This window comes from Ruminococcus flavefaciens MA2007, assembly GCF_000621845.1.
GTDB classification, from domain to species: domain Bacteria; phylum Bacillota; class Clostridia; order Oscillospirales; family Ruminococcaceae; genus Ruminococcus; species Ruminococcus flavefaciens_E.
Genome location: NZ_KK211355.1, coordinates 321637 through 342041, shown reverse-complemented (window position 1 = coordinate 342041; position 20405 = coordinate 321637). Strand labels below are relative to the sequence as shown.

General features: G+C 49.2%; 23 protein-coding genes and 1 tRNA gene. 7 read left to right on the top strand and 17 right to left on the bottom strand.

Annotated features, from left to right (window positions below):
* The 16 genes from T497_RS0114600 to T497_RS0114525 all read right to left on the bottom strand — a co-directional run.
* A partial coding sequence (locus tag T497_RS0114600; protein WP_028516258.1) for a response regulator transcription factor occupies positions 1–356 on the bottom strand: 356 nt, incomplete at its 3' end.
* A 278-nt stretch (positions 357–634) separates the two neighbouring features.
* Positions 635–711 (bottom strand) — tRNA-Met (locus T497_RS0114595).
* 97 nt (positions 712–808) lie between these two features.
* Positions 809–1309: a GNAT family N-acetyltransferase gene (locus tag T497_RS0114590; protein ID WP_028516257.1), complete on the bottom strand. Its 501-nt coding sequence runs from the start codon at positions 1307–1309 to the stop codon at positions 809–811.
* Positions 1310–1318: 9 nt separating this feature from the next.
* Positions 1319–1753 (bottom strand): GNAT family N-acetyltransferase, encoded by a 435-nt coding sequence (locus T497_RS0114585; RefSeq protein WP_028516256.1) that lies wholly within the window; start codon positions 1751–1753, stop codon positions 1319–1321.
* Positions 1754–1765: 12 nt separating this feature from the next.
* Complete coding sequence (locus T497_RS0114580; protein WP_028516255.1) at positions 1766–2212, bottom strand: GNAT family N-acetyltransferase; 447 nt, start codon at positions 2210–2212, stop codon at positions 1766–1768.
* On the bottom strand, positions 2212–2547 hold the full coding sequence (locus T497_RS0114575; RefSeq protein WP_028516254.1) for a cupin domain-containing protein: 336 nt from the start codon (positions 2545–2547) through the stop codon (positions 2212–2214). Before T497_RS0114575 ends, T497_RS0114580 begins: the two co-directional genes overlap by 1 nt.
* A gap of 41 nt (positions 2548–2588) precedes the next feature.
* Positions 2589–3683: a radical SAM family heme chaperone HemW gene (gene hemW, locus T497_RS0114570; protein ID WP_028516253.1), complete on the bottom strand. Its 1095-nt coding sequence runs from the start codon at positions 3681–3683 to the stop codon at positions 2589–2591.
* Complete coding sequence (locus T497_RS0114565; RefSeq protein ID WP_028516252.1) at positions 3680–4018, bottom strand: hypothetical protein; 339 nt, start codon at positions 4016–4018, stop codon at positions 3680–3682. Before T497_RS0114565 ends, hemW begins: the two co-directional genes overlap by 4 nt.
* Before the next feature lies 1 nt (position 4019).
* Positions 4020–4442 (bottom strand): hypothetical protein, encoded by a 423-nt coding sequence (locus T497_RS0114560; protein ID WP_028516251.1) that lies wholly within the window; start codon positions 4440–4442, stop codon positions 4020–4022.
* Positions 4443–4458: 16 nt separating this feature from the next.
* Positions 4459–6261: a translation elongation factor 4 gene (lepA, locus tag T497_RS0114555; RefSeq protein WP_028516250.1), complete on the bottom strand. Its 1803-nt coding sequence runs from the start codon at positions 6259–6261 to the stop codon at positions 4459–4461.
* A 121-nt stretch (positions 6262–6382) separates the two neighbouring features.
* On the bottom strand, positions 6383–6820 hold the full coding sequence (locus T497_RS0114550; RefSeq protein WP_028516249.1) for a peptidoglycan-binding domain-containing protein: 438 nt from the start codon (positions 6818–6820) through the stop codon (positions 6383–6385).
* Positions 6821–7008: 188 nt separating this feature from the next.
* Positions 7009–9213 carry a cellulase family glycosylhydrolase gene (locus T497_RS0114545; protein WP_028516248.1) on the bottom strand — a complete coding sequence of 735 codons (2205 nt, stop codon included), beginning with the start codon at positions 9211–9213 and terminating at the stop codon, positions 7009–7011.
* 155 nt (positions 9214–9368) lie between these two features.
* On the bottom strand, positions 9369–9920 hold the full coding sequence (locus tag T497_RS0114540; protein ID WP_028516247.1) for a SecY-interacting protein Syd: 552 nt from the start codon (positions 9918–9920) through the stop codon (positions 9369–9371).
* Between the two features lie 64 nt (positions 9921–9984).
* Positions 9985–10644, bottom strand: coding sequence for a sigma-70 family RNA polymerase sigma factor (locus T497_RS0114535; protein WP_028516246.1), 660 nt, complete (start codon positions 10642–10644; stop codon positions 9985–9987).
* Positions 10634–11071, bottom strand: coding sequence for an anti-sigma F factor (gene spoIIAB / locus T497_RS0114530; RefSeq protein WP_028516245.1), 438 nt, complete (start codon positions 11069–11071; stop codon positions 10634–10636). The genes T497_RS0114535 and spoIIAB overlap by 11 nt, the downstream gene beginning before the upstream one ends.
* A 12-nt stretch (positions 11072–11083) precedes the next feature.
* The gene (locus T497_RS0114525) at positions 11084–11389 is read right to left on the bottom strand and encodes an STAS domain-containing protein (RefSeq protein ID WP_028516244.1); all 306 of its coding nucleotides are present in this window, start codon (positions 11387–11389) and stop codon (positions 11084–11086) included.
* 249 nt (positions 11390–11638) lie between these two features.
* Here T497_RS0114525 and hpt point away from each other — a divergent pair, with 249 nt between their 5' ends.
* From hpt to T497_RS0114500, 4 genes are all read left to right on the top strand, one after another.
* Positions 11639–12187: a hypoxanthine phosphoribosyltransferase gene (gene hpt / locus T497_RS0114515; RefSeq protein ID WP_028516243.1), complete on the top strand. Its 549-nt coding sequence runs from the start codon at positions 11639–11641 to the stop codon at positions 12185–12187.
* A gap of 10 nt (positions 12188–12197) precedes the next feature.
* Complete coding sequence (locus T497_RS0114510; RefSeq protein ID WP_028516242.1) at positions 12198–13559, top strand: NCS2 family permease; 1362 nt, start codon at positions 12198–12200, stop codon at positions 13557–13559.
* Positions 13560–13604: 45 nt separating this feature from the next.
* Positions 13605–14381 carry an EFR1 family ferrodoxin gene (locus T497_RS0114505; protein WP_028516241.1) on the top strand — a complete coding sequence of 259 codons (777 nt, stop codon included), beginning with the start codon at positions 13605–13607 and terminating at the stop codon, positions 14379–14381.
* 145 nt (positions 14382–14526) lie between these two features.
* Complete coding sequence (locus tag T497_RS0114500) at positions 14527–15117, top strand: flavin reductase family protein (RefSeq protein ID WP_028516240.1); 591 nt, start codon at positions 14527–14529, stop codon at positions 15115–15117.
* On the opposite strand, the gene T497_RS0114495 is transcribed toward T497_RS0114500, so the two are convergent.
* A complete protein-coding gene (locus tag T497_RS0114495) occupies positions 15109–15450 on the bottom strand; it encodes a hypothetical protein (protein WP_028516239.1) in 342 nt (113 codons plus the stop codon). The two genes, T497_RS0114500 and T497_RS0114495, sit on opposite strands and share 9 nt — an antisense overlap.
* 187 nt (positions 15451–15637) lie before the next feature.
* Between T497_RS0114495 and T497_RS0114490 the strand changes: the two genes are divergently transcribed.
* From T497_RS0114490 to T497_RS0114480, 3 genes are all read left to right on the top strand, one after another.
* Positions 15638–18196: a transglycosylase domain-containing protein gene (locus tag T497_RS0114490; protein WP_028516238.1), complete on the top strand. Its 2559-nt coding sequence runs from the start codon at positions 15638–15640 to the stop codon at positions 18194–18196.
* 14 nt (positions 18197–18210) lie between these two features.
* Entirely contained in the window at positions 18211–19326 is a 1116-nt protein-coding gene (locus T497_RS0114485) for a THUMP domain-containing class I SAM-dependent RNA methyltransferase (RefSeq protein WP_242840026.1), read from the top strand.
* A 96-nt stretch (positions 19327–19422) separates the two neighbouring features.
* Positions 19423–20103: a ComF family protein gene (locus T497_RS0114480; RefSeq protein ID WP_028516236.1), complete on the top strand. Its 681-nt coding sequence runs from the start codon at positions 19423–19425 to the stop codon at positions 20101–20103.
* Positions 20104–20405 lie beyond the last annotated feature (302 nt).

Below are 20405 nucleotides of genomic sequence, written 5' to 3'. Positions count from 1 at the left end.
CGGCGAAGTACCGCTTCAACGCGGACAAGGAGCTCGTCAAGGTCAAAGGGCTTTGTGATATAATCATCTGCTCCCATGCGTATCAGGTCTATCTTTGAGCTTGTCTCGCTTTTTGCCGATACCACGATAACAGGTATGTCTGAGAACTCCCGTATCTTCTGCAATACCATGTCTCCGCTCTGAAAAGGGAGCATAAGGTCAAGTATCAGCAGTGAAAGTTCTGTATTTTCGCGTACCATGCGCACTGCGTCGAGACCGTTCAGTGCCGACAGCGTTTCATAGCCCTGCGAGAACAGGTATTCACATATTAGACGGTTGATCTCTTTATCGTCCTCGGCAGTCAGAATCTTTTTCATGGTGTCCCTCCCAGAAATTGTTGATTGTTGTAATAATTATAACACAGCTAGGAGGAAAGGTCAATCATACTGACTGTATGGTTCATAATTGATCGATATCTGTCATAGCTTTGCACCATCATAACGGAAAAATAACGGAAACGGAGCTTATATCAAGCTCCGTTCAACTTTATTTTTAGTACGCAACATAGTCTCGTTCCATGTAGCACTATCGCCCTAAACGGCTATTCTAAGCCATAAAGCAAAAGGACTATGTTAAGCAACATAGTCCTTGTTTCTGGTTGCGGCGGCTGGATTTGAACCAACGACCTTCGGGTTATGAGCCCGACGAGCTACCTAGCTGCTCCACACCGCGATAAATAGTGTCACATCATCTGTGACTATATTATTATATCACAGCAGAGTCAAAAAGTCAACCAAAGATAACATATTTTTTTATTTTAACAATATACTCAAATATCCATTGCCATTTCGATACACTTCCAGCTCTCACCGAGAACCTCAAACTGCTCGCCGTCGCCTGCACATTCCGCAAATCCAACCGACTTATAGCAATTCAAAGCCGCAGGATTATTCTCAAAAACTCCCAGTGAAAGGCGTTTTGCGTGAAGCTCGTCTGCCGCGAACTTCTTGGCAAGCTCCAGCATTTCTCTGCCCAGACCTTCTCCTCTTTTGGAACTGTCAACGATAACAAAGCCGAACCGAACCTCCGTTTTTTCGTCATCAATATAGCGGAGTATCAGGTGTCCCACCACATTTCCGGCCTCATCAACAGCCGTCAGAGGAAAGAAGCTCCCCGAGCGCGAGCACATCTCATGATGAGCAGCTATTATCTCAGGAGCCGACGGGTAATCGCCGAAGCGGTCAGCACTCCACATTCTGAACTCCCGCTCATTTTTTATCCAGCTAAGGATAGCCGCACCGTCAGCGGCTTCAAAACGTCTTAAAATCATAGTAAAACCTCACAGCCACTGGATAAATGCAGTTTTATCGCTGCTGTTATACCCTGCCTTCTCATAAAATTCCAGAACTCCCCTGTCCTTTGAGCCTGTCAGCAGCATCATCTTATAGCAATTCTCTTTCCGTGCCAGCTCACGAGCGTAGTCAAGGCAAGCTGTGGCAAGTCCCTTTCTTCGGTATTTCGCGGAGGTCACCACGTTCTCAATGAACGCATAGGGACGCTGACCGCGAGTGAGGTTGGGAATAATTACGCAAACGCATGAAGCCGCGATCACTCCGTCCTCCTCGGCAACGATTATATGGTGGTCGTTGTCGGAGATTATCCGCTCCCAGACAGTCATGACGTGCTCGTCTTTTTCGGGGAAAGGGTTATCGTGAAGCTCCATATAAAGCCTCAGAAGTCCGTCGAAATCATCTCTTGTAATTTCTCTTATCATATTCCTCACCTCTCACAGTTCCATGGACATAAAAACGTCCGCCTTCTGATTATCATTATAGCGCTCGGTAGGAACAAAGCCTAACTTTTCGTAAAGTCTCAGGGCATTTTCATAGGTTGAAACAGTATCAAGAACCATTTTCCCGAAGCCCCTTTCCCTTGCGAAGTTCACAGCAGTTTCCGCCAGTCTGCGTCCAAATCCCTGCCCGTGGTACTTCTTATAAATGTACATACCCTTGAGCTCGCAGACATCATCGCTGAGCCTTTTCACAGCCACAGTGCCGATGATTTCATCATTGTCCAGCAGGCACCAGAAGCCTATGAAATTCCGCTCTATATCTGCAAAAGCGGCGTGTCTGCCCTCGGGCTCGAATACCTTTCCCGACTCGGGAAACACCTCTCTCAGAAACCGAACCACTGCTCCCTGCATATGGGGACTGAACGGCTTTATCACAGGCATTATTTCACCCTCCTGCCGCCAAAAGCGTGGATAGTTCTTGTGCCTGCCTTGCAGCTGCCGCCCTGCACCGTACCCTTGGGGATAAAAAGCTCGTCCCCTGCGTGAAGAACCGTAGCTTCGCCGTTTATGGTGACAGTGTACTCCCCCTCCACGCAAATCATGTACTCGTCGTAATCGTGAACGTGCTCCTTTGAGACTCTGTCCGCAAGGTAAGTCCAGAAAGCCATCTGGCTGCCGTCAGCAGCGGTATAGTAGTAGCCCTCGATATCGGGAGTATTCTGCTGGTCGGCAGGTATTTTATTTGCAGCTCTTTTCATAAAATCGGGAAATTCCATAGTATTCTCCTATCGTAGTTCAGCTATTATTCAGTTATTTTTCAAAACACAAGATACTCTATCACAGAATTTGACATTAGAAAGCCCTTCGGCGTGAGCCGGATACGCTCCCCGTCTGTCTCGGCATAGCCGTCCTTTAAAAGGGGCGGCAGCTTTTTCAGCAGCTCCGCCCTGTGCTCGGGGACGTCATCAAGGATAAGCCCCTCTTTCAGCCTCAAACGGAGCATTGCGAACTCCTCAAAGCCGCAGGGCGATTCATCGGTAACTGTCACCTGCTGAACGTCATCTGCTATAAACGCCGATAGGTCGCGCTCCACTGCGAAACGCTTTCCCTCATAGCAGGAATGCGCCCCGGGACCTATGCCCAGATAGTCCAGACACTTCCAGTATCGGGTATTATGCCTGCTCTCGAAGCCCTCTTTCGCAAAGTTGGACACTTCATACTGCATAAAGCCGTGCTTTTCGAGAAGCTCCACCATAGCAAGGTAAAGCTCCGCAGTACTGTCCTCGTCGGGGAGCCTTTCCCGAATCTCGGCGCAGTCAAAGGACGTACCGTTCTCGGTTTTCAGGATATACGCGGAGATATGCTGTATAGGCAGAGCCGCCATTCGCTCGATAGAAAAACTCATATCCTCGGGCTTCTGGTCGGGCAGGGCTATCATCAGGTCGCAGGAGATATTGTCAAAACCTGCCCTTGCCGCTTCAAGGACAGCCTGCTCCGCTCTCTCGGCAGTATGCATACGCCCCAGTATTTTCAGCTCCCTGTCTATCATTGACTGAACGCCTATGGACAGGCGGTTAATGCCGATTTTGCGGAGCTCCGCAAGCTTTTCGGCGTTGAGTGTGCATGGATTGGCTTCAAGGGTTATTTCCGCCGATTCTTCAAGGGCAAAGCAGCTTCTTATCTCGGAGATAATGCTGCTTATCTGCTCCGCCGTCAGCAGAGACGGAGTACCGCCGCCGAAGTATACCGTGTCCACAGTCTGCGTCTTATCGCCGTAATGGCGTATATTACGCAGAACAGCCGCGGTATAGTCCACGGCTGCCGATTTTGACCAGTTCACGGAATAGAAATCGCAGTAAGCGCATTTCCTGCCGCAGAACGGTACATGAATATAGATACCCAGCCTGCTCATTGGGTATAATCAACACGGATAGAAGGCGTCATCTTGAAGAAAAACGCATTTGCTATCCTCGGCACTATGAGCATGGACAGTATGAGTCCGATGACCATAGGAGCTTCATGTGTGAACATCCACTCGTTGTCTGCGCCGTGGATATAGATGTAAATTACCGCCGCAAAAGCTATTAGGCAGAATATCGCGCTGAATGTGGTAGCGCTCTTGCCGTTTACGCAGAGCTTTCCGCATTTCATACAGGGCTTTCCCTTGGACTTCATAGTTCCTGCCATAGCCTTGCTAAGGGGATTGAAGCTCTTTGCGCCGCAGTGCGGACAATTGTATATACTCATATTATTCATTTCCTTTCTCGTTCTCTGTCTCTATGGGTTCAAGCACCTTTGCAAGCCTTGCCTCGGGCACTTCGCCTGCAAGCTTTGGAGTAAGCCCCAGATGCTTCTTTTTTCCTGCCTTTCTGCGGTGTCTGAAAATGCTGAGGAAGTCCTCGGGGTGGAGAACTATCAGCGTCAGCAGCATAACAGCCAGAGCCGCAAGTATTATTCGCATTTCGTCGTCGCCAGCTGCAAGCGCAAAGATAAGTATCACTATGGCAGACACGCAGAAGCTTGTCCGCGACTTCTCACGAAGCCTTATCCTCACAGCGCGGATAACTCGTCCTGCGCCTGTATTTTTCGGCACAACGTACTCAGCCGCAACTGCGATGATACTCACAAAGCACACAGCGGCAAGCACTCCGAAAATGATATAGTTTATCATAATAAGCCTCCCGTTCTCAGCTGTCAAGCTTCAGAACGCTCATGAACGCCTCCTGCGGAACCTCTACGGTACCCAGCTGGCGCATACGCTTTTTACCTTCCTTCTGCTTTTCGAGCAGCTTCTTCTTACGCGAGATATCGCCGCCGTAACACTTTGCAAGAACGTCCTTGCGCATTGCCTTAACGGTCTCACGTGCGATTATCTTGCCGCCGATAGCTGCCTGAATAGGCACCTCAAACATCTGACGGGGAATGTTTTCCTTGAGCTTTTCGGCTATCTTACGGGCTCTTGCGTAAGCCTTGTCCGTATGGATAATGAAGCTGAGAGCGTCCACCACATCGCCGTTGAGGAGTATATCAAGCTTTACCAGCTTGCTGGGCACATAGCCCATCATCTCATAGTCGAATGAAGCATAGCCCTTGGTGCGTGATTTCAGCACGTCAAAGAAGTCGTACACTATCTCGTTAAGGGGCAGCTCATAGTGGAGCTCAACTCGGGTATCGTCAAGGTACTTCATGTCCTTGAAAATTCCTCGTCTGTCCTGACAGAGCTCCATGATATTTCCCACAAATTCCGACGGCGAAAGAACGCTTGCCTTTACCATAGGCTCCTCTGCTGTCTGAATGAGAGCAGGATCGGGGTAGTTGGTAGGATTGTCGATATACTGCACCTCTCCGCTGTTAAGGGTTACCTTGTATATAACCGAGGGAGCAGTTGTGATAAGGTCAAGATTGTATTCACGTTCAAGGCGCTCCTGTATTATCTCCATGTGGAGAAGTCCCAGGAATCCGCAGCGGAATCCGAAGCCCAGAGCAATAGATGTCTCGGGCTCGAATGACAGCGAAGCGTCGTTGAGCCGGAGCTTTTCCAGAGCGTCGCGGAGGTCGCCGTACTTTGCTCCGTCAGCAGGATAAATACCCGAGAATACCATAGGATTTACCTTGCGGTAACCGGGGAGGGGCTCGTCACAGGGGCATTCGTCGTTGGTAACGGTGTCGCCCACCTGTGTATCGCCTATGCTCTTGATAGAAGCGGCAATGTAGCCGACCTCGCCTGCTTCGAGACTGCCGTTGTTCACAAGGTTTGAAGCGTCCATGAAGCCTGCCTCAACCACATTGAAAACAGCTCCCGTAGCCATAAGGCGGATATTGTCACCCACCTTGACCTTGCCCTCCTTTATGCGGACATAGATGATAACGCCCTTGTAGGAGTCGTAGTAGCTGTCGAAGATAAGCGCTTTCAGCGGCTTCTCGGTATCGCCTTTTGGCGCAGGGATATCGGTAACTATCCTTTCGAGGACTTCCTCGATATTCGTACCCATTTTCGCAGAGATCCGCGGAGCGTCCATAGCAGGGATACCGATGACGTTCTCGACCTCGCTGCAAACCCTCTCGGGATCGGCAGAAGGCAGATCTATCTTGTTGACAACGGGAACGACTTCAAGGTCATGCTCGATAGCAAGATAGGTGTTAGCCAGAGTCTGAGCCTCGATACCCTGCGAAGCGTCAACAACGAGGATAGCTCCCTCGCAGGCAGCAAGAGAACGTGAGACCTCATAGTTGAAGTCAACGTGACCTGGGGTGTCGATGAGGTTGAAGATATAGTCCTCGCCGTCCTTGGCGGTATATTTCAGACGGACTGCACGAGCCTTAATGGTGATGCCGCGCTCACGCTCGATGTCCATATTGTCAAGGAGCTGATCCTCCATATCGCGGATAGCGACAGTATCGGTCTTTTCGAGAATACGGTCGGCAAGTGTGGACTTGCCGTGATCTATATGCGCAATGATACAGAAATTTCTGATCTTATCGTTAGCCAATGTTTTACCTCTTTTCAAACATATTTACTCAGTATAATTATATCAGAAAGTCCGCTGTTTGTAAAGAGTTTTATGGCATAAAAAGAGCGGACACGAAGTCCGCCCTTTAATAATAATCCAATTAAGCATTAAGAAGATACTTTATCTTTGCCTGTGTGTTCTTACCAGCATAACCATCAGCAGCTATCGGACCATATATTCTTTTTCCGTTTTTATAGAAATTACCGCGCTGAATCATAGTTACTGCATATGTTGTATTTTGACCATAATAGCCATCAACGTCTAAATAATTAATTGTATTAACGCCATATTTTGCCTTAATATTATTAATGGCAGCCTGAATCCACTTTACCTCGCGGTAAGAAACCCATGACTCATAGTATCCATTTGCTCTTGTAGCTGTTGGAAACTGCTTGTAATTAGTTGTGTAGTCTGCAGCGTCAGCTGTGATAGAATTGCTGCTGAAGAATGTAGTGTTATCTGCTACTGATGGTGCGAGTGGAATTGCGCACATTACTGCTGCTGATGCAACGACAAATGCTTTTTTAATAATATTCATTAGTAAAACCCTTCTTTTAAAAAATTAGTATGTTTTGTAGTAAAATTAGTGCACCAAATTACATTGTAATTATAACATATGCACTGCTGTTTGTCAAGTATTTTTTAAAAACACATAAAAAATAATTATGAACAGCAATGTGTCATAAAAAATCGGCACGGTAAAAACCGTGCCGAAATATCCTTTGATTATGCCTTAGCAGGACCGAGACTTGTGCGCTTTCCGAGGAGGAAGAGCTGTATCTCAAGAGCGTCCTCTGTAGTAACGCTGCCGTTTCTCTTGACAACAGAACCACTGTAGAGTCCGTTAGACGTTATATGATTCTTGTCAGAACCGTTGAGACCGTACTTATTCGGGTTTGCAAGGCTCTGCATGATAAGAACAACGTCTGACATATCAACGCTGCCGTCGTCGTTAGCGTCGCCCCATACTGTGTTGTCCTTAGTACCCGGAACAGACTTTGTGATAGTTACCTTATAAGAACAATCTATTCCATAGCAAACATTATTCTGCGTATGCAATCCGGCAGAAGTTATCTTTACGGTATATTCGCCTTCCGGAAGCGTATCGAACTTACTGCTGTACTTTTCATTTCCGTCCTTGTCAGTAACTTTGCATCCAACTTCTCCTTTTGCCGTTTTATAATCATAAGTGGTTGCTTTACCGGAGGAAGAAGTTACCGCAAATACAAATCCGTCTAAATCAAGCTTTTCGCCTTCGGTATATACCGTTTTTGTCGGATAAGATATCACACTTTCAAAATTATAATGAGGATGTGTTTGAGTAGTAGTTGTAGTAGTCGATGTTGTGGTCATCGTTGTATCCGACGATGTTGCAGTAGCAGTTGTAGTTGTTGTCGTATTCTCCTTTGGAGCTGTAGTAGTTGTTGTTACCTTTGTAGTTGTAGCTGTTGTAGTTCTTGGTGTTGGATTGGTATTACCCGAATAGTAATCGCTGAGTGAGATACCGTTGCCGCCCTGTCCCAGTGGGATAGAGTGGTCAAGACCGATGAACTTGCCGCCGTCTGTCTGCCAGAGTGAAGGCTTTACGAATTCGTACTTTTCCTCGTCCCACTTGCCGAAGTCATCGTATACAAGTCCGCCTGTATCACCTGAGTTCTCATTGAAGCACCAGAATGTGTGGTTGATGTGCTTGTCTATCATGTAGTCGCGGAGCTCCTGCATCCAGTGCTTGTTCTCGCCTGTAGGATCGTGCTCCTTGTCGATAAAGCCGCCCCACTCACCTATGAGGAGAGGATACTTCTGCTCCTCGACGAGGTAAGCCCATGTATCGTACCAGTAGTCGTCAAGAAGCGACTGACGGTCAAAGGTCTTGGAAGCGTCGTCCATGTAGAACCACTTCTGTGACCATACCAGTGGACCGTAATCGTGAGGTGAGTAAACTATCTGCTTGTTGAACTCGCCGATATCAACGGGGTGATCCTTTACACCGCGGAGGTTTCCGCCCCACCATGCGCCGAATATCTTTGAAGGCTCGTCATAGTGAGCATAGTCAACGGCAGGGGTTGTCCAGTCTGCGCCCTTTGCAAAGTCAGGGTAGCACTCGATACCCTCTATCATAATGAGCAGATTGGGGTTGTGCTTGAGACAAGCCTTAGCGCCCTTTTCTGCGGCATATTTCCAGTTGTTAGCGTCCTTTGAGTCGTCCCACTTGGCAAATGAACCCTCCTCAGGCTTGCCGTGAGGCTCGTTCTTGAGGTCGATAGCGATGATAGTATCATCGTCCTTGTAGTACTCTGTGAACCACTCGAGAGCTTCCAGCCAGTCGTCCTCTGAGAAGTTGTCGTCGTACCAAAGCGGCTTCTGATGTCCCATTGAAGCTGAAGTAGCGCTGTGTATGTCGATCATGATCTTCATACCGTTTTCCCTGCACCACTCAACAGCCTTGTTCCAGATGTCGAAGCTGTACATAAGTGTGTACTGACCTTCGCCGTCAACTCCGCCCTCTACGGTGAGTTCGGGGTTCTCGTAAGGATTGACCATCATGTTGACTTCGCCGACGCCGCTGCCCTTATCGGAGCCCTTGTTCTTCCACTGAAGGATTATCTGTGTGGACATAGGCACACGGAGAAGATTGAAGCCGTGGTCTGCGATCTGGTTGAGCATACTGTGCATATTCTTCGACCATACGCCGTCAAATACCTGACGTCCTGCATTGTAGCCGAACCAGTTTACGCCTGTGAGCCATACCTCATTGCCGTCCTTGTCAACGATCTGTGCTTTATCGTTTACATGGAGCCAGTCATCGCCGCTTGTATCAGCAGCCAGCGCTGTGTTGCTGTTCTTTTCGGGCAGCGACTGCGAAGCAGGCACGAGCACTACTGCCGCCGCAGAAACAGCAGCAAGCAGCTTTTTGAAAAATGAAGTTGCCATAGTGTTTTTCCCTCTCTTTTCTGCAAAAATATTGGTAAGTCCATTATAAACCTTTTCACATGAAATGTCAACGATATTTGCGTGTTTCCGCAATAATTGCAGCATTTTATCATATTTTCACGATGCAATGAAAAAGTTTGAATCAAAAGAGAGTATCACAGCTCCATTTCTATCAACAGCTCTTCTATGGAATCTGCAAGGTGCACCGACTTTCTGTCAACGGACTGAACTGCCAGTACCTCGTCGGTCTCGTTAACTGCCATTACCAGCCATCCGTCGTCGCCGTCTATGGAGCAGCCTCCTATTTTCAGCCAATTGTGCTCATTAAGGTAATTCGTGTCCTCGAAATTGAAGTTTACCGCAAGCAGCTCCGATATATCGGTCTCGGGAACAAGCATATCAAGAGTCACCCCTATAGTGCCGAGTTCGCTGTCAAAATGCCCGTCAAGGGGCAGGAACCAGTATACCGACAAATATTCCCTTATCTGTTCGGATACACGGAATCCCAGTATGCTTTCGGCTTTGGCAAAGTCCACAGGCTTATCCTGCAAAACGGGTGTCCATTCTGCATAGCCCTCATTATCAAGAGTACCGTTCAGATACAGTCCCGTATGGCTTAGTTTTTCAATATACGGCTTTTTTCTGAGAAAAATGGCAGCGTTTGCGGCTTTTTCAAAATAGGTATCGAATGCTTCTTTCATTGACATGGCGTTTCCTCCGTTTACTGATTTTTTATTATTATATCAGCACACAGCGCCAAAGTCAATCGCCCTATTTCAGCAGCTCCTCACGCATATAGTTCAGGAGCTTCTTTTCGCGGCGCGACACCTGCACCTGCGTCATACCCAGAGCCTTTGCGGTATTTGACTGGGTGAGCCCCTTGAAATAGCGGAGTTCCAGCAATGCGCGGTCATTGGCTTCAAGCTGAGCCATTATCTGCCGCAGAGCCAGCAGGTCGGTTATGCTCTCGTCGGGAGACTCCGTAGGTATGTCGGTCTGTCCCTCGTCGTCGTCTCCCGATGTAAGTGAAAGCAGGGGCTGACTAACGCAAAGCGCCTCGGATACGTCAGCTTCGCTCTCTCCCGAAAGCTTTGACAGCTCCGCTATGGTCGGCTCTCTCATCTCGCGCTGACGGAAGTCCTCGCAGAGCCTTTGGAGCTGCATGGAAAGCTCCTTCAAGCTCCTGCTGACGCGGATAGCTCCCCCATCGCGGAAAAGCCGCTTTATCTCGCCCAGTATGACAGGTACGGCATAGGTGGAGAACTTCACTCCCCTGCCGCAGTCAAAGGCTTTCACGGCTTTGAGAAGCCCGATACAGCCTGCGGAGTACAGGTCGTCGTACTCTATGCCGCGCCCTCGGAAACGGTTTGCGCAGAGGTGGACAAGCCCCAGATTCTCCTCGGCGACAGGCTGCTTTACCTCAGTCCCCATGAGCAGAGAGCCTCTTTCTCATGGTAACGGTAGTACCCTTGTCAGGAGCGCTTTTCACTTTCAGCTTGTCCATAAAGGACTGCATGACGGAAAAGCCCAGTCCCGAGCGCTCCTCCTCGGGAGCTGTGGTGAACAGGGGCTCCATAGCCTGCTCCACGTTTTCTATGCCGCAGCCCTTGTCCTTGACGCGTATGTATATGACTCTGTCGGGCAGAAGCCGCACAGTCAGCTCGATATTGCCCTTTTTGTGCCTGTAGCCGTGGACTACCGCATTTGTCACCGCCTCGGATACGGCAGTGCGTATGTCGGAGAGCTCCTCCACCGTGGGGTCAGCCTGAATCAGAAATGAGGACACCACCGCTCTCGCCGCCCCCTCGTTCACCGAAAGGGACGGCATTGTGAATTTTATCTCGTTGAGTATTTCCATTTTTCTTCTCCTTTATCTTATTTTGACTATGCGCTCTATGCCTGCGAGCCGCAGTACGCGCCTGATATAGGGCTGAGGGTTCAGCACCTCAAGCCTGCCGCCGCACTCCTTCATCAGCTTGCTCCTGCCCATGATGAGACCTATGCCAGAGCTGTCCATAAAGGTTATGCCGCCCATGTCTATAGCCAGCTCACGGGGCTGAGCCGTTACTATGAAGCGGTCTATCTCGGCGCGGAGCTCCTTTGCATTGTGATGGTCAATTTCACCGCTGAGCCTTGCAATTGCCGCTCCGTTGTCGTTTTTTATGTCTAATTTCATTGCTTTGCCTCCTTTTCACTGCCACTGACAGCCTTTTTATGGAATATTATACCACCGAGATGAGTAATATTATGTCGAAACTCCATATCCGCATAAAATTTCCTCATTTACAGGTGCGTCTGCAAAGGGAACACAGTAATTCTCAATTTCCAATCAATACCGCTTATATTTTTGAAAAAACATTGAAATATTCATATATTAATGTTATAATTATTATGTAACATCATATCAGTTCAGGAGGAGTTTATTATGAGATTCGACAGTACAGAAAACTGGAAAAGCAAAATAAAGCGCGTTATCATCTCCGAGGAGCAGATACGCGAGGAAATAAAAAAAGCAGGAGCTCTGATAGACTCCATTTATGACGGCTCGCCTATACTGCTGGTCAGCATACTCAAGGGCTCGTTCATTTTCATGGCTGATATCTGCCGCGCAGTCACAGTTCCATGCGAGATAGCATTCATGGCGGCAAAAAGCTACTTTGAGGGCACGGTCTCCACGGGACACGTTGAGATAACTATGGACCTGAAGCACGATATCAGCAAGTATCACGTAGTCATAATCGAGGACATCATCGACACGGGACGTACTCTCAACGAGATAATCAAGATACTCAACGTCCGCAATCCTCTTTCGCTGAAAGTCATAACTCTCCTCGACAAGCCTGACCGCCGTGTGGTAGACCTTAAAGCGGACTACTCGCTGTTCACTATCCCCGACTACTTCGTTATCGGCTACGGACTGGACTACGGTGAATTCTACCGCAATCTGCCGTACATAGCAGAATTTGCAGAGTGAGGTGAGTCTTATGCTGGAAAAGCTGTTCAAGCTTAAAGAAAACGGCACAACCGTCAAAACAGAGATAGCCGCAGGTATAACCACGTTCATGACCATGGCTTATATCCTTGCAGTAAACCCGAATATCCTCTCCGACGCAGGCATGGACAGCACCGCTGTTCTCCTTGCCACCTGTATCGCTTCATTCGTGGGAACGCTCTGCATGGCGTTCATGGCGAATCTTCCATTTGCCCTGTCGGCAGGAATGGGGCTCAACGCCTACATGGCATACACCGTCTGCGGAAACCTCGGTTATCCGTGGCAAGCAGCCCTCCTTGCAGTATTCATCGAGGGTATCATCTTCATAATACTCTCGCTGACCAAGGTCAGGGAGGCTATATTCGACGCTATACCTCTTTCGCTGAAACGGGCGATATCCGTGGGAATAGGTCTGTTCATAGCATTCATCGGGCTCCAGAACGCAGGTCTTGCAGTTTCTTCGTCAACTCTTGTAAAGCTGACGGACTTCCGCGAAAACTTCCACACCGCAGGCATATGCGCCATCCTTGCACTTGTCGGACTGCTCATCATGTCCGTGCTTTACATCAAAAAGGTCAAGGGCTCTATACTTATCGGCATATTCGGCACATGGATACTCGGTATCCTGTGCGAGGTCACAGGTATCTATGTACCCGACGCAGAGGCAGGAGCCTTCTCCCTTATCCCGTCCTTCCACATGACGGACTTCTCAAAGCTGGGCGAGACCTTCGGTCAGTGCTTCAACGTTGATTTTGACGCTGTGGGAGTATTCAACTTCATCGTTGTTGTATTTGCATTCCTTTTCGTTGACCTCTTCGATACTCTCGGCACTCTCATAGGCGTAAGCACAAAGGCAGGACTTATCGACAAGGAGGGCAAGCTTCCATCTATCAGACCTGCTCTCATGGCAGACGCCGTTGCTACAACAGCAGGAGCTGTTCTCGGCACATCGACCACCACCACATTCGTTGAGTCATCGGCAGGTATCGCGGCAGGCGGAAAAACAGGTCTGACAGCACTGACTACAGGTATCCTGTTCCTGCTCTCAATGTTTTTAGCGCCTGTATTCATCTCTATACCTGCATTTGCAACTGCACCTGCGCTGATACTGGTAGGCTTCCTGATGTTCGGCACCATATCCGAGATAAATACGGAAGAAAAGAACTACACCTCGGCTATCCCTGCTTACCTCTGCATTATTGCAATGCCTATGTTCTACAGCATATCCGAGGGTATCTCAGTGGGCATTATCTCCTATGTCCTGATAAATCTCATCTGCGGAAAGCGCAGGGAAATCAAACCTTTGATGTATGTTCTTGCGGTACTCTTTGTACTCAAATACATTTTCTTATGATATCGGCGCTTTGCGCCGCGGCAAATACTTTCTGGGGGGAATTTTATGATCCTTTACTATTCGGCTACAGGCAATACGAAATTCATTGCCACGGAGCTTGCAAAAAAGCTGGACGACCAGTGTATAGACCTGCTGGGAAGAATAAAAAAGAACGACTATTCCGAGCTTCACTCCGACAATCCGTTTATCGTCTGCGCTCCCGTATATATATGCGAAATGCCGCGTTTTATGAGCGATTATCTCAAAAATGTCGAGCTGACAGGCAATAAGGCGGTATACTTCATCGCAAACAGCGCAGGCTATGCAGGCATAACAGGCTGGCTGGCAAAGAAGCTGTTCAAGAAAAAGGGCATGGAGTTCATGGGGTGCTCAGAGCTCATAATGCCGCGAAACTACTACATCAGCCACTATCCGCAGCTCACCGAGGAGGAGATAAAGAACCGTATCTTCAAGTCCTTTGACAAGATAGACGACATCGCCAACAGCATACAAAACTGCGAAAAGCTGAAATCAAGGTACGTTTTCCTGTTCGAGAAGCTCATAACCCTGCCGTTCAATCCTATCTGGTATAAGCACAAGATGAAGACCGAGGATTTCTTCGCGTCGGATAAGTGCATCGGCTGCGGAAAATGCGAGGAGGTCTGTCCTCTCAACAACATAACTCTGAAAGAGGATAAGCCCACATGGGGCACTACCTGCGCTCACTGCATGGGCTGTATCGGAAACTGTCCCACAAGCGCCATAGAATACGGCGAGATAACCCGTGAAAAGGGCAAATACAACTTCGAGGAATACAGACATTTCCTCAATGAGATAAGATAAAACTATCGGGGCTGTGCTCCATTGTACTTACAGAAATTACACGTATTCATCGGGAAAAACCTTCAAAGAGTTTATCTCAATAATATGCGCAAACTCTGCAAATACAATGAAAACTCAGCCCCGAAGCCATGAATAAGGAGGAAATATGGCAAAACAATTCTGGAAAGGCAGCACTCTTCTTGCTCCCGTACCTGCTGCGCTGGTCACCTGCGGCACTATGGAGCAGCCTAACGTGCTCACTATCGGCTGGACAGGCATTGTCTGCACCCGTCCGCCTATGACATACATATCCGTTCGTCCCGAAAGGCACTCCCATGATATCATAAAAGCTTCGGGAGAATTCGTCATAAACCTTACGACCTCCGCTATGTGCCGCGAGACCGACTTCTGCGGCGTAAAGAGCGGCAAAAATACGGACAAGCTCGGCGCCTGCGGATTCCACACCGTACCTGCGCAGAAGGTAGCTCCGCCCCTTATCGACGAGTGTCCGCTGAGCCTTGAATGCAAAGTCGTTGACGAGAAGCTTCTCGGCTCGCACACCATGTTCCTTGCGGAGATAATCGGCATTGACGTTGACGAGAAGTACATCGACAGCAAGGGCAAGCTAAATCTCCAGCAGTGCGGGCTCATGGCATTCGCCCACGGAGAATACTTTGCTCTCGGCAGAAAGCTGGGCGACTTCGGCTTCTCAGTGCGCAAAAAGAAAAAGCACAACCCCCAGCAGGGCTCACGATGAGATATCCTCGATAAACTGTCGGAGAGTGCTCTCCGAGGTAAAATATATCCCCTCGGATATCATCGCCCTGTCATAATCAGACAGCAGGGCGGTATCGATGTCTATATACAGAAAAGGCTCGTCCTCGCCGCAGCGGAATACCGCTGCCCGTCCGCCGCTTTCCCTTACCGTGAAAAGCGGCGCTTCTTCATGCTCTGTGGCGGCTGCCGCAAGCCGCGTTTCCACCTTTTTCCTGCGGACAGCCTGACCGAGGGTACAGACCGTAAGAAAGCCCGATACGGTAACTGCCGCTATCAGGGTAAAATATATTTTTTTGGCGTTTTTAAGCGTCATTCTATCACTCCCTTGCCGAAATATCCGTAAATATTATCGCCCGATTTTTCTATATTATACAAAACGCCGATTTTTTCGGAAAGGTCTTAACATTTTATTCTCAAAGTGCTATAATATATAATGTATATTTATACGTAAAAATAAATTTGAAAGGAGTCTGCCGCACTTCTGCGGTCATTCTTACAAAATGAACGATAAAAAAAGAAAGGCTTCTGCGCAGCTCGTCCCTGCCGACGATGAGCTCAGCAAAAAGCAGCCGCCAAAAAAGAAAAAGAAAAAACACAGCAAGGGCTTCATCATCTTCAAAAAGCTGATGACCGTCATCGCTACCACACTTCTTTCACTGCTTCTGGTCATAATCATAACGGGTACTATCGTAAGTACCGCGCTGACCGTTTACGTCCTCAACTTTATGGACGACGCCACCAGCGTTACGCTCCAGCAGCTTGAATCGGGAAGCGATACCTACTTCTACTCAAACCACATAAACGAAGACGGCGAGACCGAGCTCAAGGTGCTCCACCGCGTACAGAACGACTTCCAGCGTATCCCCGTCAGCATTGACAGGATACCTCAGCACGTCCGCAACTGCTTCGTTTATACCGAGGACGAGCGTTTCTACGTTCACGACGGCGTTGACTACAAGCGTACATTCTCCGCCTTCCTCAATATGTTCCTGCACTTCTATGATACCGAGCAGGGTGGTTCGACTATCACTCAGCAGCTCATCAAGAACCTGTCAGGCGACGACAGACATACCCCACAGCGTAAGATACGCGAGATATTCGCGGCTATGCAGCTGGAAAAGACCTACTCAAAGGACGAGATACTCGAAGAGTACCTCAACTATATCGGCTTCGGCGGAGCTTACAACGGCATTCAGCTCGCTTCGCTGAAATACTTCGGCAAAGACGTTGACGACCTCACTATCCCTGAGGCGGCTGTTCTCGCAGCTATCCCGAAGAGCCCTGAGGAATACGGTCCTTTCGTTATCTACCACAAGGACGACAATCCCAAGGAGCCTGTAGTAGTTGACGGACGTGCCAACAACAAGCCCCGTCAGGAATACGTTCTCTACAAGCTCTATGAAAACGGCGCTATCACATACGACGAGTATCAGGAATACCTGAAAACTCCGCTCATATACACTGATTCTCCCGAGTACCTTGCGGCTCACCCCGAACTCACTGCCGAGGAGGAGATCGAAAAGCAGAAGTCAAACAGCTGGATACTGGACGCCGCTTACTTTGAAGCTATGGACATCATCAAGGAGAAATACAACCTTGTTGACAAGTGGCAGGCTCTTGACAAGATAAACAAGGGCGGCTACAGAATTTATACAACCTACGACGAAAAGATGCAGGAGTACGTTGAAAACAGACTTCTTGACATCAACAATATGGTACCTGAGTACTCCGTAAAGAAATGGGCTGATATCGACGGCGACGGAACTGCCGAAGAATATCTGCCGCATATCGCATTCGTTGCTATGAACTACGACGGCGAGCTCCTCTGTGCTGTCGGTGACATCGGACCTAAGGTGGGCTCACTCGGTACAAACTATGCTGTACGTAAGGAAGACGGACGTCAGATAGGTTCTACCGTAAAGCCTATCACATCTTACGGATACGGTATTGAAACAGGTCAGATACACTGGGGCACCACTGTATACGATTCAAAGCTCCCTACAGATGTCATCACAGGTGATGACGGTCAGCCGTGGCCTAACAACTACATGGGCTCGGGCGGACATGGTCAGCCTTTAAAGATTTATCAGGCACTTCAGCAGTCATACAACACCGTTCCCGCACAGCTCCTTTATAAATTCGGACTTGAAGAAGTATTCAAGTTCTCCACTGAAAAGCTGGGACTTGAATTCTGCGCATACGATAAGAACTACTCTCCTATGACGCTGGGAAGCCTTGAAGAGGGTATCACCCTCGAAAACCTTGTAAATGCCTATATCCCATACGGCAATCAGGGTATCTACAACGAGGCTCATATCATCACAAGGATAGAGGACAGCAGTCAGCAGATAATCTATGAGAACAACGGCAACCCGAGACAGGCTGTTTCCGACGAGACTGCATGGGTAATGAACAGACTTCTCAAAAACGTTATAGACAACGGTACAGGTACTGCCGCTAAGCTCTACAACAAGGAAGTATGCGGCAAGACAGGTACTACTCAGGACTGGTACGACGAAGTATTCGTCGGTCTTACTCCCGACTTCGTCAGCGGTATGACAATGGGTTATAAGTACAAGAACCCTGCCCTCGACCTGCAGGGCATTGTATCCGCTCAGATATGGCGAAACATCATCGGCGATTACATTACTACAGAATACGCAAATACTTCTCCTTACTTCGAGAAGGTAAGCTCCGTTATCGAAGCGCCTATGTGCAGCTCTACAGGCGGTATCGCAGGTCCTAACTGCGGCAGAGGCGTTACAGGATACTGGAAATCTCAGGTCACCGAGGATTACTCTCCTCCGTACTGTAACGGTGCTCACGGCGGCACACAGTCCACTACACAGGCAACAACACAGGCTTCGGATAACTCAGGCGCAGCAGCAGGCGGAAACGCAGGCGGTGCAGGCGGCGGCGATGTCAGCGGCGGCGGTGACGTCAGCGGCGGTGCAGGCGGCGACGTAAGCGGAGGCGCAGGCGGCGGCGATGTCAGCGGCGGCGGTGACGCAGGCGGCGGCGACGCAGGTGTTGCAGCAGCAGGCGTCGTTGAAAACTAATAACAGGTGATAATTTGAGCAATAATATAAGATTATGCTGTCCATGCCATTTTGGTCTGGAAAGCGTGCTGAAATACGAAATACAAAAAATAGGCGGCACTGACCTGAAGGTCTGCGACGGCAAGATAAGCTTCACGGGCGACGAGAATATCCTCGCCCGTGCTAATCTTTGTCTCTCTACTGCCGAGAGAGTTCTCATCGAGCTCATCGAGTTCAAGGCTACAACCTTTGAGGAGCTCTTTCAGGGCGTAAAGGCTGTCGAGCTTGAACGCTATATCGGTCCCGAGGACGCATTCCCCGTAAAGGGCTATTCGCTGAACTCAGCGCTCCACAGCGTTCCCGACTGTCAGTCTATTGTAAAAAAGGCGGCGGTGGAACGCCTTAAATCCAAGTATAACATAAACTGGTTCGACGAGACAGGTCCGACAGTGCAGATAAAATTCAGTATCCTCAAGGACGTCGTTTCACTTTATCTCGATACCAGCGGCGTAGGGCTCCACAAGCGCGGCTACAGGCGCAATTCCAATGCGGCTCCTATCAAGGAGACTCTTGCGGCAGGTATAGTTGACCTTGCGAGAGTTCGCCCCGATACCATTGTATGCGATCCGTTCTGCGGAAGCGGTACGCTTCTTATCGAAGCGGCGCTGAAAGCGCTGAAGATAGCTCCCGGTATCAACAGGCGCTTTGCGGCGGAAAAATGGAGCACATTTGACTCGCGTATCTGGCAGGAGGAGCGCAAAAGAGCTATCGAAAACGTTGACCGAAGCGCTGAATTTCACGGAATAGGCGCGGATATCGACGACGCAGCAGTTGCACTGACTCTCGATAACGCTCACAAGGCAGGTATCAAGTCACGACTGAAAATAGAGCAGGCTGATATCACGAAATTTGTTCAGCCCGAAAATTCTATCGTTATCTGCAATCCGCCCTACGGCGAGAGACTTCTTGAGCTGAGAGAGGCTGAGGATATCTACCGCAAAATGGGCAGAGTTCTCGGAAAGGGCGGCAGCAAACAGAGCTACATCATCTCCCCTCATGAGGAGTTCGAGAAGTTCTTCGGCTCAGACGCCCATAAGCGCAGAAAGCTCTACAACGGAATGATAAAATGCCAGCTTTATATGTATTTTTGATTTATAATGCAAAACCTATGCGGGCGGCGTTCCGCCGCCCCTACAATTACGCAAAAAAAGCTCCGTATCAACGGAGCTTTAAATTTAGGTGATGATATGAGATTTTTATGGAAACGGCGGCTTTTGCATCTGTTCTTCCCTACTCGCTGTCCCGTATGCGGCGCACTTATCGGCGCTATGGAGCGCTTCTGCGCGGAATGTACGGCGAAGCTCAGCGTTTACAGCGGCAGCTTCAATATCGAGGGCGCTGAGAGCTTCACTGCCGCATTCGACTACGACGAAAACGTGAAGCCTGCCATAATCCTGCTGAAAAACGGCACTGACGGCAATGCCGCCTATGCTCTCGGAGAAGCCCTTGCGGAGCGGCTCAAAGCAGAGGGTATCGACAAGAAAACAGACGTGGTGATACCTGCTCCCATGCATAAGCGTGATATCCGCAGGCGCGGCTTCAATCAGTCGGTGCTCATAGCCCGTGAGGCGGGGAGAGTTCTCGGACTGCCCGTTGATACAAAGTCGGTGGTGAAGTCCCGTCATACGCACTCGCAAAAGGAGCTCAGCCGCGTCAGCAGAGCCCTTAATCTGAAAAGCGCGTTCACGGCTTCTGCGGATATCAAGGGTAAGAACGTGCTGCTCATTGACGATATCTGCACTACGGGCAGTACGCTCCGCGAGATAACCTCGGCTCTGAAAAAGGCAGGAGCGGCAAAGGTGTACTGCGCCTGCTGCTGTAAAACGCGCTCGCGGAATTACGAATCGGACGTAAAAATGAAGCAATAGATGTAGGGGCGGCGTTCCGCCGCCCGTTAAGGGACGCCCTCACTTGCAGGGCGTCCCTCTTTCAAAAACAGTCCACTGGACTGTTTTTGAAATTCCCCCTTGCGGAGCGCCTTCGTATCTCGGGGCGCTGCCCCGAACCCTGCAAGGGCTTTCAGCCCTTGACCTGACCAAAGGAACACAGTCCCTTTGGAATCCCGTTCATGGGCTCGGCATAAATATCCGTATAAAGGGAAATGCGCCGCAGTATTGGGAATACTGTGGCGCTTTTTGAGAAAAGGATCAGAATGATCCGGAAGCCGGCT